Annotated in this window: 14 protein-coding genes and 1 pseudogene; 8 read left to right on the top strand and 7 right to left on the bottom strand. The window is 42.7% G+C overall.

From position 1 onward, the window contains the following. Positions 1-123, bottom strand: a pseudogene (locus tag I8752_RS39180) (IS982 family transposase); the annotation flags it as partial. Positions 124-494: 371 nt separating this feature from the next. On the opposite strand from I8752_RS39180, the gene I8752_RS34210 reads away from it, so the two are divergent. Then, positions 495-707, top strand: a complete 213-nt coding sequence (locus I8752_RS34210; protein ID WP_214436609.1) for a hypothetical protein — start codon at positions 495-497, stop codon at positions 705-707. Here the strand turns inward: I8752_RS34210 and purF are convergent. The 4 genes from purF to I8752_RS34195 form a co-directional block, all read right to left on the bottom strand. Beyond that, on the bottom strand, positions 641-2,140 hold the full coding sequence (purF, locus tag I8752_RS34205) for an amidophosphoribosyltransferase (protein ID WP_214436608.1): 1,500 nt from the start codon (positions 2,138-2,140) through the stop codon (positions 641-643). The genes I8752_RS34210 and purF overlap by 67 nt on opposite strands. A 229-nt stretch (positions 2,141-2,369) precedes the next feature. Then, a complete protein-coding gene (gene purL, locus I8752_RS34200) occupies positions 2,370-4,730 on the bottom strand; it encodes a phosphoribosylformylglycinamidine synthase subunit PurL (RefSeq protein WP_214436607.1) in 2,361 nt (786 codons plus the stop codon). A gap of 134 nt (positions 4,731-4,864) precedes the next feature. Further along, positions 4,865-4,987, bottom strand: a complete 123-nt coding sequence (locus I8752_RS38290; RefSeq protein WP_263986778.1) for a hypothetical protein — start codon at positions 4,985-4,987, stop codon at positions 4,865-4,867. A 685-nt stretch (positions 4,988-5,672) separates the two neighbouring features. Next, on the bottom strand, positions 5,673-6,158 hold the full coding sequence (locus I8752_RS34195) for an allophycocyanin subunit alpha-B (protein ID WP_214436606.1): 486 nt from the start codon (positions 6,156-6,158) through the stop codon (positions 5,673-5,675). Positions 6,159-6,536: 378 nt separating this feature from the next. Between I8752_RS34195 and rlmD the strand changes: the two genes are divergently transcribed. Together rlmD and I8752_RS34185 are read left to right on the top strand one after the other, a co-directional pair. Next, positions 6,537-7,928 (top strand): 23S rRNA (uracil(1939)-C(5))-methyltransferase RlmD, encoded by a 1,392-nt coding sequence (gene rlmD / locus I8752_RS34190; protein WP_214436605.1) that lies wholly within the window; start codon positions 6,537-6,539, stop codon positions 7,926-7,928. A gap of 401 nt (positions 7,929-8,329) precedes the next feature. Further along, the gene (locus tag I8752_RS34185; protein WP_214436604.1) at positions 8,330-8,782 is read left to right on the top strand and encodes an ATP-binding protein; all 453 of its coding nucleotides are present in this window, start codon (positions 8,330-8,332) and stop codon (positions 8,780-8,782) included. A gap of 92 nt (positions 8,783-8,874) precedes the next feature. On the opposite strand, the gene I8752_RS34180 is transcribed toward I8752_RS34185, so the two are convergent. Then, entirely contained in the window at positions 8,875-9,156 is a 282-nt protein-coding gene (locus I8752_RS34180; RefSeq protein WP_214436603.1) for a DUF6439 family protein, read from the bottom strand. Positions 9,157-9,201: 45 nt separating this feature from the next. Here I8752_RS34180 and I8752_RS34175 point away from each other — a divergent pair, with 45 nt between their 5' ends. Together I8752_RS34175 and asnS are read left to right on the top strand one after the other, a co-directional pair. After that, complete coding sequence (locus I8752_RS34175) at positions 9,202-9,567, top strand: hypothetical protein (RefSeq protein ID WP_214436602.1); 366 nt, start codon at positions 9,202-9,204, stop codon at positions 9,565-9,567. Between the two features lie 3 nt (positions 9,568-9,570). Next, the gene (gene asnS / locus I8752_RS34170) at positions 9,571-10,962 is read left to right on the top strand and encodes an asparagine--tRNA ligase (RefSeq protein WP_214436601.1); all 1,392 of its coding nucleotides are present in this window, start codon (positions 9,571-9,573) and stop codon (positions 10,960-10,962) included. A gap of 132 nt (positions 10,963-11,094) precedes the next feature. Here the strand turns inward: asnS and I8752_RS34165 are convergent, their stop codons facing one another. After that, positions 11,095-11,556: a VOC family protein gene (locus tag I8752_RS34165; protein ID WP_214436600.1), complete on the bottom strand. Its 462-nt coding sequence runs from the start codon at positions 11,554-11,556 to the stop codon at positions 11,095-11,097. Between the two features lie 76 nt (positions 11,557-11,632). On the opposite strand from I8752_RS34165, the gene I8752_RS34160 reads away from it, so the two are divergent. From I8752_RS34160 to rnhA, 3 genes are all read left to right on the top strand, one after another. Beyond that, positions 11,633-12,103: a DUF4385 domain-containing protein gene (locus I8752_RS34160; RefSeq protein ID WP_214436599.1), complete on the top strand. Its 471-nt coding sequence runs from the start codon at positions 11,633-11,635 to the stop codon at positions 12,101-12,103. A gap of 67 nt (positions 12,104-12,170) precedes the next feature. Then, positions 12,171-12,353 (top strand): hypothetical protein, encoded by a 183-nt coding sequence (locus tag I8752_RS34155; RefSeq protein ID WP_214436598.1) that lies wholly within the window; start codon positions 12,171-12,173, stop codon positions 12,351-12,353. A 492-nt stretch (positions 12,354-12,845) separates the two neighbouring features. Beyond that, entirely contained in the window at positions 12,846-13,757 is a 912-nt protein-coding gene (gene rnhA, locus I8752_RS34150; RefSeq protein ID WP_214436597.1) for a ribonuclease HI, read from the top strand. Positions 13,758-13,778: the final 21 nt, after the last annotated feature.

The raw sequence follows: 13,778 nt of genomic DNA, 5'->3' as shown, positions 1-13,778 counted from the left end.
CCTTTCTCCTGTTGTCGATGGCAAGTGTGGTACTTGCCGCCACAGATTTTCCCATTGGTTACAGAAATCATCTACGTCGCAGAAAATTTGTGTGATATCGAGGCGAGATACAATGGTAGACATAGCCGAGACCTTGATTTTTCTTAGATATTTTTAGTCTCGGCATTTTTTGTCACTTTTTTACCGATTCTCAATCAATCGTCGCGATCGCCTTTTTGTATAATCAGTTGAGTAAATTCATACATAGCAAGCTTTTTGTGCTTTCCTATCCGTCGAACTCACGTTATTTAACTTTATTGCTCGTCATAATTTTCTTAGTCTTTAATAAGTCTCTGGCAAAAAAGTTTTGTAATCAATCGATAAATTTAATAATTTACGCTTAATGTGAATTAAATTAAGTTGAATTTGGAAAGTCATACCAACTCACGAAAATCTTGATACATATACAAGAACTTGTATATGTATCATTTATCAAGTGAATTTGTATCAGTAGGGTGCGTTATGGACGGAATCGTCCTAACGCACCGGAAATCTCTGGTGGTTGGTTAGCGACAAAAGATGATTTAGGGCGATCGAATCATTTGTATGTACGTCGTAGGACAATACCAGAGATGAAAAATGCTTATGGGAGAAGTATTCCTTACACCCCTGCCTTTTCTAATATCAGCTTAGAACGCTTCACCTGTTCGGGAATTGCCACAGGATAATCTCCAGTAAAGCAGGCAGAACAAAAACTGTTGGGGTCTTCTCCTGTTGCTTTTAACATTCCCTCCCAACTGAGATAGGCTAGACTGTCCACCTCCAGTTGCTGGGCAATTTCTGCCACTGATTTAGTGGCAGCAATAAGCTGGTCTTGGCTGTCGGTATCAATGCCGTAGAAGCAGGGGTGAGTCACTGGTGGAGAAGAAATTCGCATATGTACTTCTACTGCACCAGCCTCGCGCAAAGTTTTGACTAGCTTACGACTAGTAGTACCCCGCACAATCGAGTCATCGACAATAATCACTCTTTTACCCACCAGCACATCTTTGAGGGGGTTGAGTTTCATCCGGATACCCGACTCGCGCATAGTTTGTGTCGGCTGAATAAAAGTTCGCCCTACATAGCGATTTTTAATCAATCCTTCACCGTAGGCGACACCAGAAGCTTGGGAAAATCCAATAGCAGCAGGTACACCAGAATCAGGAACACCAAAGACAATATCGGCATCCACAAAAGATTCTGCTGCTAGTTGTCGTCCTAGTCGCATCCGGTAGCTGTACAAACTCTCGTTGTGCATGATGCTATCAGGGCGGGCAAAGTAAATCATTTCAAAGATACACAGCTTGCGTTGCGGCTGTTGACTCCAGTGGTAAGAGGCTAAACCCTCTTCAGTAATCCAAACCAACTCGCCCGGTTCTACATCTCGCAGGTATTCAGCTCCAATAATATCCAAACCACAAGTTTCAGAAGCCAAAACGTAACGGATGGGATTACCAGCCAAAGTCCCGATTACTAGGGGACGAATGCCATTAGGGTCGCGCACGCCCATCACACCAATAGGAGTACCAATGACTAAACTAAAAGCTCCTTGGCAGCGGTTAAATGCTTGAATGCAGCCTTCTAGCCAATCTTTACCAGTGTCGAGCGCCTGAGCGATCGCAAAAGCAATCATTTCTGAGTCTGTGGTCGTAACTAAGTTACATTTGCTCTGAAGTAACTCTTCTCGCAATTGCACAGTATTGACTAAATTCCCATTATGTGCTAGGGCGATTGAACCTAGACGAGTTTCCAGTACAGCGGGTTGGGCATTAACTCTGCGGCTGGAACCAGTGGTGGAATAACGGGTATGACCAACAGCAAGGCTTCCAGGCAGATGCTCTAAGACAGATTCATTGAAGACTTGAGACACCAGACCCATATCTTTATGTAGGTGTACGTGCGTACCCTCAAAGGTAGCAATACCAGCTGATTCTTGACCCCGGTGCTGGAGGGCATACAATCCAAAGTAGGTCAGTTTAGCAACGTCTTCTCCTGGTGCATAGATGCCAAAAACACCGCAAGCTTCTTCTGGCTTGTCAGAACGATTTTCAAAACAATTCGTTGGGTCGTTGGTCTGTCGGGGGTATTCATCCGAAGTGATGGGATGGATAGGAATCATGCGGGCTTTGCTCCTGGTGTTGGTGTCAAGTCACAGGGATATGTCGCTGGATAGTTGGATTCTTAACAAATCTTTAACCATCTATTAAAACAGTACCTTAAGAAGGATGTAGACGTATAGCGACTTGCCGTACCACTTTGTGGAAGCAAGCTACGCGTTAGCGTCTTTGAAGCAGAAGGCTAGGATGAAGTAAAAAATTTTTATCCTTTAACCTTCATCTTCACCCTTACTAAGCGGTGTGGATGGCTAAACGTCTGGCGATCGCATCGGTATAGCGAGCTTTCATCTCTTCAATATTAACTTTGATTACAGTATGGTTGTCAGTGGTCAAAACCGCCAAGCCTGCATCGGAATTTCCAACTTTACCCAATTTTTGCCATTCTTGACCCAAATATTCTTGTAAGTAAGATTCCCAGCTTTCTTGTTGTGCTGGCGCTACAGAAACTAAAATTCTCGCCCCACCTTCGCCAAATAACACTTCATCCCACCGTTGTAACTGAGTTGTCATTTCCAAATTAATTTCAGCTCCTAAGTTGCCAGCAATACAAGATTCTGCAAGGGCAATAGTTACACCTCCTTCCGCACAATCATGGGCCGAACGTATCCAACCCTGACGAATCCCTTCACGACAAACTTGCTGTACGCGGCGTTCCAAGTCAAAATCTACTCGTGGGGGTTTTCCAGCAACAGTCCTGTGGATGGTGGCTAAATACTCAGATGCTCCTAAACTGATTGGGGATGTTAGAGGTAATCCCAAAAGATAAATGATATCGCCTGCTGTTTGCCAACCTTGCCCGCAAATTTTGCTTAGATCGGGAATCAGTCCCACCATACCCACAACAGGGGTGGGATAAATTGGCTGTGGGTTGCCTTGGGAATCGAGAGTTTCATTGTATAAAGAGACATTTCCACCAGTCACAGGTGTTGCTAATTCTTGGCAACCTTCTGCCAAACCTCGACAAGCTTCTGCTAACTGCCAATAACCAATCGGTTTTTCTGGACTGCCAAAATTGAGATTATCTGTTACCGCCAGAGGTTCTGCACCCACACAGCTGAGATTGCGTGCTGCTTCTGCTACTACTGCCTTAGCTCCCTCATAGGGATCGAGATAAACATAGCGAGAATTGCAATCCACTGTAGCTGCAACTCCCAACTTGAGATTTCGGATTTGGGATTTTAGGTTGGGAATTTCTTCAAGCGGACGCAAACGGATAACAGCAGCATCTGCACCACCTGGAAGAATGACAGTATTATTCTGCACTTGATGGTCATACTGGCGATATACCCAGCTTTTAGAAGCGATGGTAGGTGTATCGAGTAAAGTTAACAAAATATCGTTCCAACTTTGCCAATTTCCTTGGATTTCGATGCCAGCAGTTGTGCAATCAGGCAAGGATTCAGGTGTCCATTCCCAAGCTTTGGTGGCATACTCTGGTGGTTCTGCCAATAACTCGCGGTGATAAAGTGGAGTATTTTCCGCTAGAGCTTCAGCAGGAATTTCGGCTGCGACTTCACCTTGGAAGAGAATCCGCACGATGGGTTCAGCAATCACTGTACCTGCGACAACAGCATGAAGTCCCCAGCGGTGGAAAATGTCAATTAGCTCTTGTTCGCGCCCTTTATGAGCAACAAATAACATCCGTTCTTGAGATTCTGAAAGCAAGTATTCATAGGGAACCATTCCTGTTTCTCGCACGGGAATCTTATCTAAATCCAATTCGATACCCACACCGCCTTTAGCTGCCATTTCCGAGGTAGAACAGGTAATCCCAGCTGCACCCATATCTTGAGCAGCGACAACCGCACCTGTTTTGAATGCCTCCAAACAAGCTTCTATCAACGATTTTTCTAAAAAAGGGTCGCCTACTTGCACTGCGGGACGGTCATCTATTGACTCATCACTTAATTCTGCACTGGCAAAACTCGCCCCTCCCATACCATCGCGTCCAGTAGTGGAACCGACATACAGTACGGGATTACCTAAACCAGATGCCCCAGATTTGACAATTTCTGACGTTTCCATCAATCCCAACGCCATAACGTTTACTAGGGGATTACCAGAGTAAGCATAGTCAAAGTAAACTTCGCCGCCAACTGTGGGCACACCAACACAATTACCGTAGTGACTGATACCAGCTACCACACCGCTAAACAGGCGTTGGATTCTGGCATCTTCTAAGGAACCAAAACGCAACGAGTTTAATAGAGCGATGGGACGCGCACCCATTGTAAAAATATCTCTGAGAATGCCTCCGACTCCAGTGGCGGCTCCTTGAAAGGGTTCGACAGCTGAAGGATGGTTATGGGACTCAATTTTAAACGCCAGTTGCAGTCCATCGCCTAAGTCTACGACTCCCGCATTTTCACCAGGCCCTACAAGGATGCGCGACCCAGTAGTGGGAAATTGTTTGAGTAAAGGTCGTGAATTTTTGTAACAGCAATGCTCTGACCACATCACCCCAAACATTCCCAGTTCAGCTTTATTGGGATGACGGCCTAAGCGTCGAACAATTTCTGTGTATTCTTCTGGCTTGATACCTTCGCTAGCAATTTCTTGAGGGGAAAAAGGATCTCTTGAGGTGGCGGTCATGGAAGTAATGCACCAAGGGGACAGAGGATTATTCTATCGATTTACTTGCTCTGTAGGTGTAGTTCTAGAAATTAACATCAGAAGTACCACCAAATCTTTCAATCTGTTCTTCGGGGAGAGTTTGAACTAGGAAGTTAGAGATAGATTAAAGAATCTGCAAGGCGGCGATATCTCTCTTCCCATTTTTGCTCAGAACTTAAGTAAGCCCGCAAACCATCTAGATCGTCAATGGTTAGATTGATACTCTTGTCTGCCATTATCTTTTTAATTTGCTGAATGCGATCTTCAAGTTGATGATATTCGTTTTGTGTAAAGCGTTACAGAGCAGTTTTGCCGATCGCTCTACTTTAGAGCTAATGAATTTATTTCAAAAGAGCGATCGCAATTCGTCAAATAAAGCCATAAAATTATCAAGATGATTCAAATAACCTGATCGTTTCAGAATTTTATATTTGAGTTAAAAGACTCATTTGTATTGGTAAATACATTTAAAATTGAATAATTATGCATGTTTATTTTTAGAAGAATAAATCACTTAAGCAAATGCAGCTTATTGTTAACAAACAAGTGATGAAAATCACATAGGTCAATGATTAAGATCGTCTCTTTTCAATTGGCTTGTTGCCATAATTATACCTAACTGAACTCTAGCCGAGTCATTAATAGGGAACACACTAATTGCCGACAGCCTTTCCTAAAGGACTGTCGGCTTTTTGTAATTGGTTAGCGCTCAGTTGTGCTTTACTTCATAGCCACTAAATCTAGACTATTGCATAAAATATCCCCACTATTTGGTTAGTAACTTGACAGATTAGCCAGAGCCACTACCAAATGTGGGGAAGTTAAGATCAAAATAGAAATCTTATGGATATTGAGTGCTAATATTTTGCACTCACTCTATGGGAGTGGAAACAGACCCCTAGAATCAGTACACACTTGGCATTAAGACATCGCTTGAATGATGTAATCAAAGTAAGGTGCTGCTTCTAAGGCATCTTCTGCACTTAGTAAGTCAAGGGAGGCTTTTTTCAGAGAACTAATGGCTTCTACCATTCCAGGTACAGGAACGCCCAAAGAATTGTACATTTCCCGTACACCAATTAAACCAATTTTTTCAATTGGCTCTTTATCGCCAGCAAGTACACCGTAGGTAATTAGGCGTAAGTACCAGCCAAAGTCCCGAACACATAGAGAACGCTGACGTTCTCCATAGGCATTGCCACCAGGAGCGATAAAGTCAGGACGCTTCTGCCATAGCTGTTTAGTTGCTTGTTGAACAATCTTCTTTTCGTTTTCAGCTAAAGTAGCAGCAATTCGCGTGCGTTGTTCGCCGGTTCGCAAAAAATTCTTGATATTGTTGAGTTCGCCACTACTGGGGTAGCGCAATTCATCATCGGCTTTGAGAATAACTTGGCTAATTACAGTCATGATTATTGCAATCACAAGAAATATTATTTGCTAGTTTAACGAGTCTGAGGTACACAAGTGAAGAGGGCAGGGGACAAGAGAGTGGGGGAGATGAGGGAGTGGGGGGAGTAGGCAGGGCTGTTTCATTCGTTCAGATAACGATTTTGTCAAGAGTATCAGCCAAAAATTTGAGGTAGTTGGTAATTGCAAAATTACTGCTTTAACCACTAAATTTAAGTGCGATCGCTTGGTTTTCGACCCAATTAGATTATTCAACGACCTGATTTTTTTAGCTGATACGCTTGTAAATAAAGGTCTTTTAGGGAATGAAACAGCCCTGGGGGAGTAGGGGGAGCAGAGGAGATAAAACTTTAACTATTGACAACTGACAACTGACCAATGACTAAAACAGCTTGGCAACAGGGTGAATTACTTGAAGTGACGATCGCGGATTTGAGCGATACTGGCGATGGGGTAGGACGTTTTGACGAACGCGTGGTATTTGTCCCAGATACTGTCCCAGACGATCGCGTTATAGTTCGTTTAGTACATGTCAAACCCAAATATGCTCACGGCCAACTTAAGCAGCTATTGCAAGCATCTCCTCACCGGATTCGACCTAATTGCATCGTGGCTGATAAGTGTGGTGGTTGCCAGTGGCAACATATTAATTATGAATATCAACTAAAAGCTAAACAAAATCAAGTTATCCAAGCTTTGCAACGAATTGGCAATTTCAGCGCACCACCAGTAGATCCAGTGCTGAGTGCTGACTCATCTTTGGGCTATCGCAATAAAGCCACCTACCCTCTGGGCATTTCCGCCACAGGTCAGGTACAAGCTGGTTACTACCAAAAAGGTAGCCATCAATTAGTTAACCTGAATCAATGCCCAGTCCAAGATCCAAGATTAAATCCTCTACTTGCTGAAGTTAAGCAAGATATCCAAAAGCAAGGTTGGAAAATTTACGACGAACAGCGTCACCAAGGACAAGTCCGCCATCTGAGTTTACGTATTGGACGGCGCACTGGCGAGATATTGTTGACTTTGGTTGTCAAGGACTGGAATTTACCAGGAATTGAAAAGCAAGCGCAGGAATGGTTACAGCGCTATCCCCAGTTGGTAGGCGTGTCCTTGAATCGTAATAGCGATCGCACCAATACTATATTTGGAACCCAAACCCGTTGCATTGCTGGAGTTGCTTATTTGCGAGAAAAATTTGCTGGATTAGAATTTCAAGTCCGCCCCGATACATTTTTCCAAGTTTATACAGAAACAGCCGAATTACTATTACAAGTCATTCAATCAGAACTAAATTTTCAAGGGCATGAAGTTTTAATTGATGCATATTGTGGTATTGGAACTTTAACGTTGCCTTTAGCTAAACAAGTACGTCAAGCCACAGGATTAGAATTACAACCAGAAGCCGTACAGCAGGCCATTTTGAATGCCCAATGCAATGAGATTAAAAATGTAACATTTCAAGTTGGAGCAGTAGAGAAATTGTTACCGCAGATGGGCATAATACCAAATGTGGTCTTACTAGATCCGCCGCGTAAAGGATGCGATCGCACTGTGATCGAATCTTTAATGAAATCGAAACCTCCGCGCATCGTTTACGTCAGCTGTAAAGTAGCTACTCTTGCTCGTGACTTGAAACTGCTATGCCAAGATGGGCTGTACACTCTCACAAGAGTACAACCTGCTGATTTTTTCCCTCAAACATCTCATGTAGAAGCAGCCGCGTTTCTTGTGTTATCACATTTAAGCAAGGGTTCTGAGTTTTTCTAAAAAACTCAAATTTCAAATTTGTAGTCGAGTGCATCATAAAAATGCTAAAATCGAATTAACCTAGAAATAGAAATGATTTTGTTAAAAAAACTAAAGTTGCATCAGCTCTAAAAAACGTGAATTAGACTTGTCTAAAGTGCGAATCGGCAACACCAAGAGCATCCAATACTCTTTTGCATCTCCAGCATCTTTTACGTTGCTAACTGCGCTAGCAGATTTCCCACAGCCGTTTTATCTATCAGCAATCTAAAGTCATGAATAGAGTCCATGCTCCATAGCATTTTCAAAATTTTAGTATTAAAGACGCAAGTTTGAAGGCAGCATGACCACCTCAAATTTTATCAGGGTGCCTGTAAAAGCAAACTGATGTCTAGCTAACTGAAAGCTACGGGGTTTCTCTTGTGATTACCATTTCCCTCCGTCCGGTTGGACGTTATTGGGGCACAATTAGTTTCGCCTCAACTCTCTATCTTTGTCCTATTTTAGATTTACTGCTGGCGGAAATCCCAGCAAAGTTGCAAGCAGAGCTGCGCCTAGGACTTCAAGAAGCCTTAGTAAATGCAGCCAAACACGGTAATAACCTCGATCCTAGTAAAACAGTTGTAGTTCGTTTTTCCCTTATAGATAATCAATATTGGTGGATCATATCAGACCAAGGTCAAGGCTTTACTCCCTCATCGGCTAGCGAGGATGATGAGCCAACAGACTATCTACCAGCTGATGAAGCAGAAAGCGGTCGCGGTCTATGTCTTCTCCACCAAATTTTCGACCAGGTAGAGTGGAATCGCAAAGGCACAGAACTCAGGCTTTGTAAACAAATGGAAACTCGTCCCCGCTTATCTCTGCGACGATGAGAAGAAGACGCGGAGAGGGAGAGACAGGGAGACGCGGAGAGTTTTTCATTTCTATTCCCCGCGTCACCGCGTCACCGTGTCCCCGCGTCTCCTCATCTCTTCTCGCCATGACTAGGACAGGGAGGTGCGGAAATAGACCTATCTAACCATCCACTTGCTTGTTCTAATCTAGCAAGGGCTTCTTGGGGTTGATTGTTGAGGAGATAGACAAGAGCGGCGGCTATTTGTTCGCTAGCGCGAGAATTGCGGTTAGACTTGAGGCGATGCCAATCGTTAGGGGAAATACTCAGCCTTTCCATCAGAGCTTGAGCTAGTTCCAAAGTAGTAAATTCATTCAGTTGACTGGATTTAGGCAGCTGGGTAAATTGAGACATAAACTATTGGCACAATTGCATTTACCTCTACTGTACTACTTGTAAATGAAGCCGCCAAAACAATCTTCGGGAGCATCTCCAGAGGAAAATCAGGAACCATTTGAAAAAGAACTAGAGGAAGTGGAGCGATCGCTCCTATCCTTAAAAGAACGCTACACTCAAATACAAAGCGATCGCCAACAAAAGGCAGAATGGCAACAAGGCCGCCGCGAATTGCAACAAAATAAACATCAGACACCAGAAATTAAAGCCCAATTGCGGCAAATTCAACAGCGCTTAGAAGTGTTAGAAATAAACTTAGAAAGCCAGTTATTTTCTTGGACGAGTATTAAGAAACCTTTCTGGCAAGTCGTCCGCTTTGGCGGAATGGGCGTTATTATAGGCTGGATATTAAAGTCCTGTGCTGGGTAAATTATGGTAAATCGACGGATTGCAGAAATATTGCGAAGTGGTCAACCCGATGAGTCTCTCCTTATTCAAGGCTGGGTGCGGACGAAACGCGAGTCAAAAGGATTTGCTTTTATTGAAGTTAATGACGGCTCATCACTAGCTAATCTGCAAGTCGTAATTAATCAAGATTTGCCAGATTATGAAACTATTTTGAAAAAACTGAATACAGGTGTAGCAGTCGAGGTGACAGGGGTGCTAGTAGCATCTGTTGGTAAAGGACAGCGCATCGAGTTAAAAGCGGAAGCGGTGAAAATATACGGAGAAGCCGATCCCGATACATATCCCCTGCAAAAGAAACGCCATTCCTTTGAGTTTCTGCGAACCATTGGACATCTGCGATCGCGTACTAATTCCTTTGGTGCAGTTTTCCGCGTTAGAAATGCTTGTTCTACAGCTATTCACCAATTCTTTCAAGAAAGAGGCTTTTTATGGGTACACACACCTATCATTACAGCCAATGATTGCGAAGGTGCGGGTGAATTATTTAGCGTTACTAGTTTGGATCTCAAAAAGATTCCCCGTACAGAAACTCAAGCAATAGATTACACGCAAGACTTCTTTGGTAAGCCTACTTATCTAACAGTTAGCGGTCAATTGGAAGCGGAAGTTATGGCTATGGCGTTTTCTAACGTCTACACCTTTGGCCCTACCTTCCGTGCCGAAAACTCTAACACTTCGCGCCACTTGGCAGAGTTTTGGATGGTTGAGCCAGAAATGGCTTTTTGTGACTTAGAAGGCGATATGGATTTAGCTGAGGCATTTCTCAAACATATATTTAAATATGTTTTGGAAACTTGCCCAGAAGATATGGAATTTTTCAATCAGCGTATTGATAATACCGTATTAGCAACAGCTGACAATATCATTAACAATGAATTTGAACGTTTAACTTATACAGATGCCATTAAACTTTTAGAAAAAGCTGATGTGAAGTTTGAATATCCTGTCAGTTGGGGTTTAGATTTACAATCAGAACACGAACGCTATCTTGCAGAACAACTGTTTAAAAAGCCAGTAATTGTCACAGATTATCCAGCGCAAATCAAAGCCTTTTATATGCGGTTGAGTGAAGATGAAAAAACCGTCCGGGCAATGGATATTCTTGCACCCAAAATTGGTGAAATTATTGGTGGTTCTCAAAGAGAAGAACGCTTAGAAGTTCTAGAACGTCGGATAATAGCGCAAGGAATGAAGCCAGAAGATTTATGGTGGTATTTAGATTTGCGCCGTTATGGTACTGTACCTCACGCAGGCTTTGGATTGGGTTTTGAAAGACTCGTGCAATTTATGACTGGGATGGGAAATATCCGTGACGTAATTCCCTTTCCACGTACACCAGAAAATGCCGAGTTTTAGTCTGAATCTAATGAAATTTTTCATTCCCAGGCTAGAACCTGGGAATGCAAATATAGAGGTTTTATTGAATTGACAGTTTAGTAATTTTAGCTTCGATTACCTGAGATATCTGCATAAATTTTCTTGCCTTTTCTACATAGGATCGCAACGAATTTCAACCATAAAGCCATCAGGATCGTAAAAATATACACCTCTACCAGTAGGACGAGTGACCGGGCCATAAGCGATCGCTATTTGATTTTCTCTGATTACTGCTACTGCGCGATCGAATGACAACGGATCTATATCAAAGGCAAGATGGTATGCTCTAGTAAAATTTCGTTCCGGATCTGGATCGGGTGGTGTTAAATCTGGGGTTCCAAATAAATCCAAAATTGTACCATCGGGGGTAATAAAGTTGGCTACTTTGCCAGTTGCAACAAGTTCTACCAGGGTTGCAGGTACTTCATCGCCAGTGAGTTCGTGCAAACCCAGGATATTGCCGTAAAAGTGCCGAGAAGCTTGCATATCTTTAACATTGAGAGCTATATGATGCACTTTACGCAAATCGCCTGGCACAAGAATACAATTTACAGATTGAGAGCTAGATAGCATATTAAAACAAGATTTCCCTATTGAGATAGAAGCTAAGTTTTTTTCTCAAGTCTATTATTTATAGTAAAAACTTAGCATGGCTTTTGATTACTCTTTAGACTTTAAAAATATCGATTTTCGCCAACATCCCGAACTGTATCGCGTTGGTAAGGGCGAGCAAGGGGTGCTTTTGGTAGAACCGTACAAATCGGAAATTCTTCCTTATTGGCGATTTAAAACCCCTGAGATTGCTAGAGAATCTAGTGAAAAAATCTACCAAATATTTCTTGATTATTTAGAGCAAGATGATTTTGTCGGGGCGGATATGGCGCGGAAATTTATTCAAATGGGCTATACTCGCTCCCGTCGTTATGCTAATCACAAAAGCGGCAGGAAATATAAACAAAACTCACAAGCATCAAATTCTCAAAAAGAGATTTTACCTTATGAAGTAGACCCAGTTAAAGCGGAGTCAGCAGCAATATTTAAAGCTAAATGGATACAAGCAAAGACAAATGAAAAATATCTTCAGCTTTTAGCCAGGCATAAAAAGATGTACGAGGTTTGAGAGAGTTATATCATATCCACCTAAATAGTTACGATAAGAGTGACGCGGTGAGGCAGTCGCAGTCCTGGTGAGTCCACTTGCCGTCTTGGCGCTTTGCGTCGATGGCAAAGTAGCGAACCCGAAGGGCGGTTCCCGTCGGTTGCGAACTGCCGAACCCGAAGGGAGATGGGGAGACGCAACTTCGGGGGACAAGGGAGAATTTTTAATTGTAAGTGATTTACCGGACATGATATTATTCCGTAAATCTTAATATTGTTAAAAAATTGGATTAGTACTATTGAAAGCAAAATTAATATGTACTAGACCAAAAGCGATCGCATTCTAAAAAACTTCATTAATAGCGTAGGTATTAAATTAGCAACCAGCAAAATTATATCTTCATTTTTGGTTGCTTTATTTCTACCAAATACCCCTCTTCTGTCAGTCTCCGAAAACATTTGCCATTTCTGAATTCTAGAGCTTTTGTACAGCAAGCGATCGCGCGATTATTTTCTAATAACAAATTCAAGAGCAATTTTTTTCTAATAGTATAGGTTGTATTGATTGCCTCGTGAGACTTCTAGCAATCGCCCTCACGGAGAGTGACAGAAGAGGGGTAACAATACAGAATTTTTCCTGACCACAGCCTTCGATTGGAGCATTATTTTTGGAAGGCTTCCCAGTATAATAGCCTGGATATTATTTACCAAAATTCGCCGCTCATTACTTCTTGGGCTTTCTTTGCGGTTCGATACTTATAATCATGTCTACCCAACCTACAATCCAAAGCATATACACCGATGGTGCTTGCACTGGCAACCCCGGCCCTGGCGGTTGGGGTGTTGTTGTCTACTTCAACGACGGCTCAATTCATGAAATGGGCGATGCAGCCGCCCGTACAACCAATAATAAAATGGAAATGCAAGCTGCGATCGCAGCCCTAAAATTCCTCCATGCATCGGGACAAACTGAATCCATTACCCTGCATACCGATAGCGAATACTTAATTAATTGCGTCACTAAATGGGTAAAAGGTTGGAAAAGAAAAGGTTGGAAAAAAGCAGACGGTAATCCCGTGCAAAATCAAGACCTTTTGGAAATTTTAGATGAACTTAATACCCGCCAAGTTAATTGGCAACACGTCCGCGGGCATTCTGGTAACATAGGTAACGAACGTTGTGATGCGATCGCTCGCACCTTTGCAAGCGGTAAAATCCCATCTTTACAACAGTTGTCTCTCACAAACGTTAACAAAACTTTACTATCTACAAGTGAAATAAATGTAGTAAAAGTATCTGATTGTGAAACAAACTCTACAATAATTAACAAAAGGAAACAAGAAGTCAGTACTCCTACATTAAAAATAACGTCTATGGAACAACCTACCGCACACGTTGCGGCCGCAACTGAAGAAAAGCTGGCTGAAAACAGGGTAGAGCAACTTCGTAATTTAGTTGAAACTCTGCGTATAGCTGACGAAATTGCCGAACAAGGCTACTTAATTACTAGTTCCGAGCTAGCAGACTTGATGGATGTCCACGCTAGCGCCGTCACCAGTCGAGGGGATGAGTGGCGCTGGCGAAACTGGATTGTGTCAAGGGTACGACGCGAAGGTAATCAAATTCTCTGGGAACTAGAACGAGGCGATCGAGTAAAAGAGGAGAGTGAGGAGTGAAGAATTAAAAATTAAAAACTC

The sequence above is a fragment of the Dendronalium phyllosphericum CENA369 genome (assembly GCF_016056275.1).
Classification (GTDB): Bacteria; Cyanobacteriota; Cyanobacteriia; order Cyanobacteriales; family Nostocaceae; genus Dendronalium; species Dendronalium phyllosphericum.
This window is presented reverse-complemented; position numbering and strand designations above follow the sequence as displayed.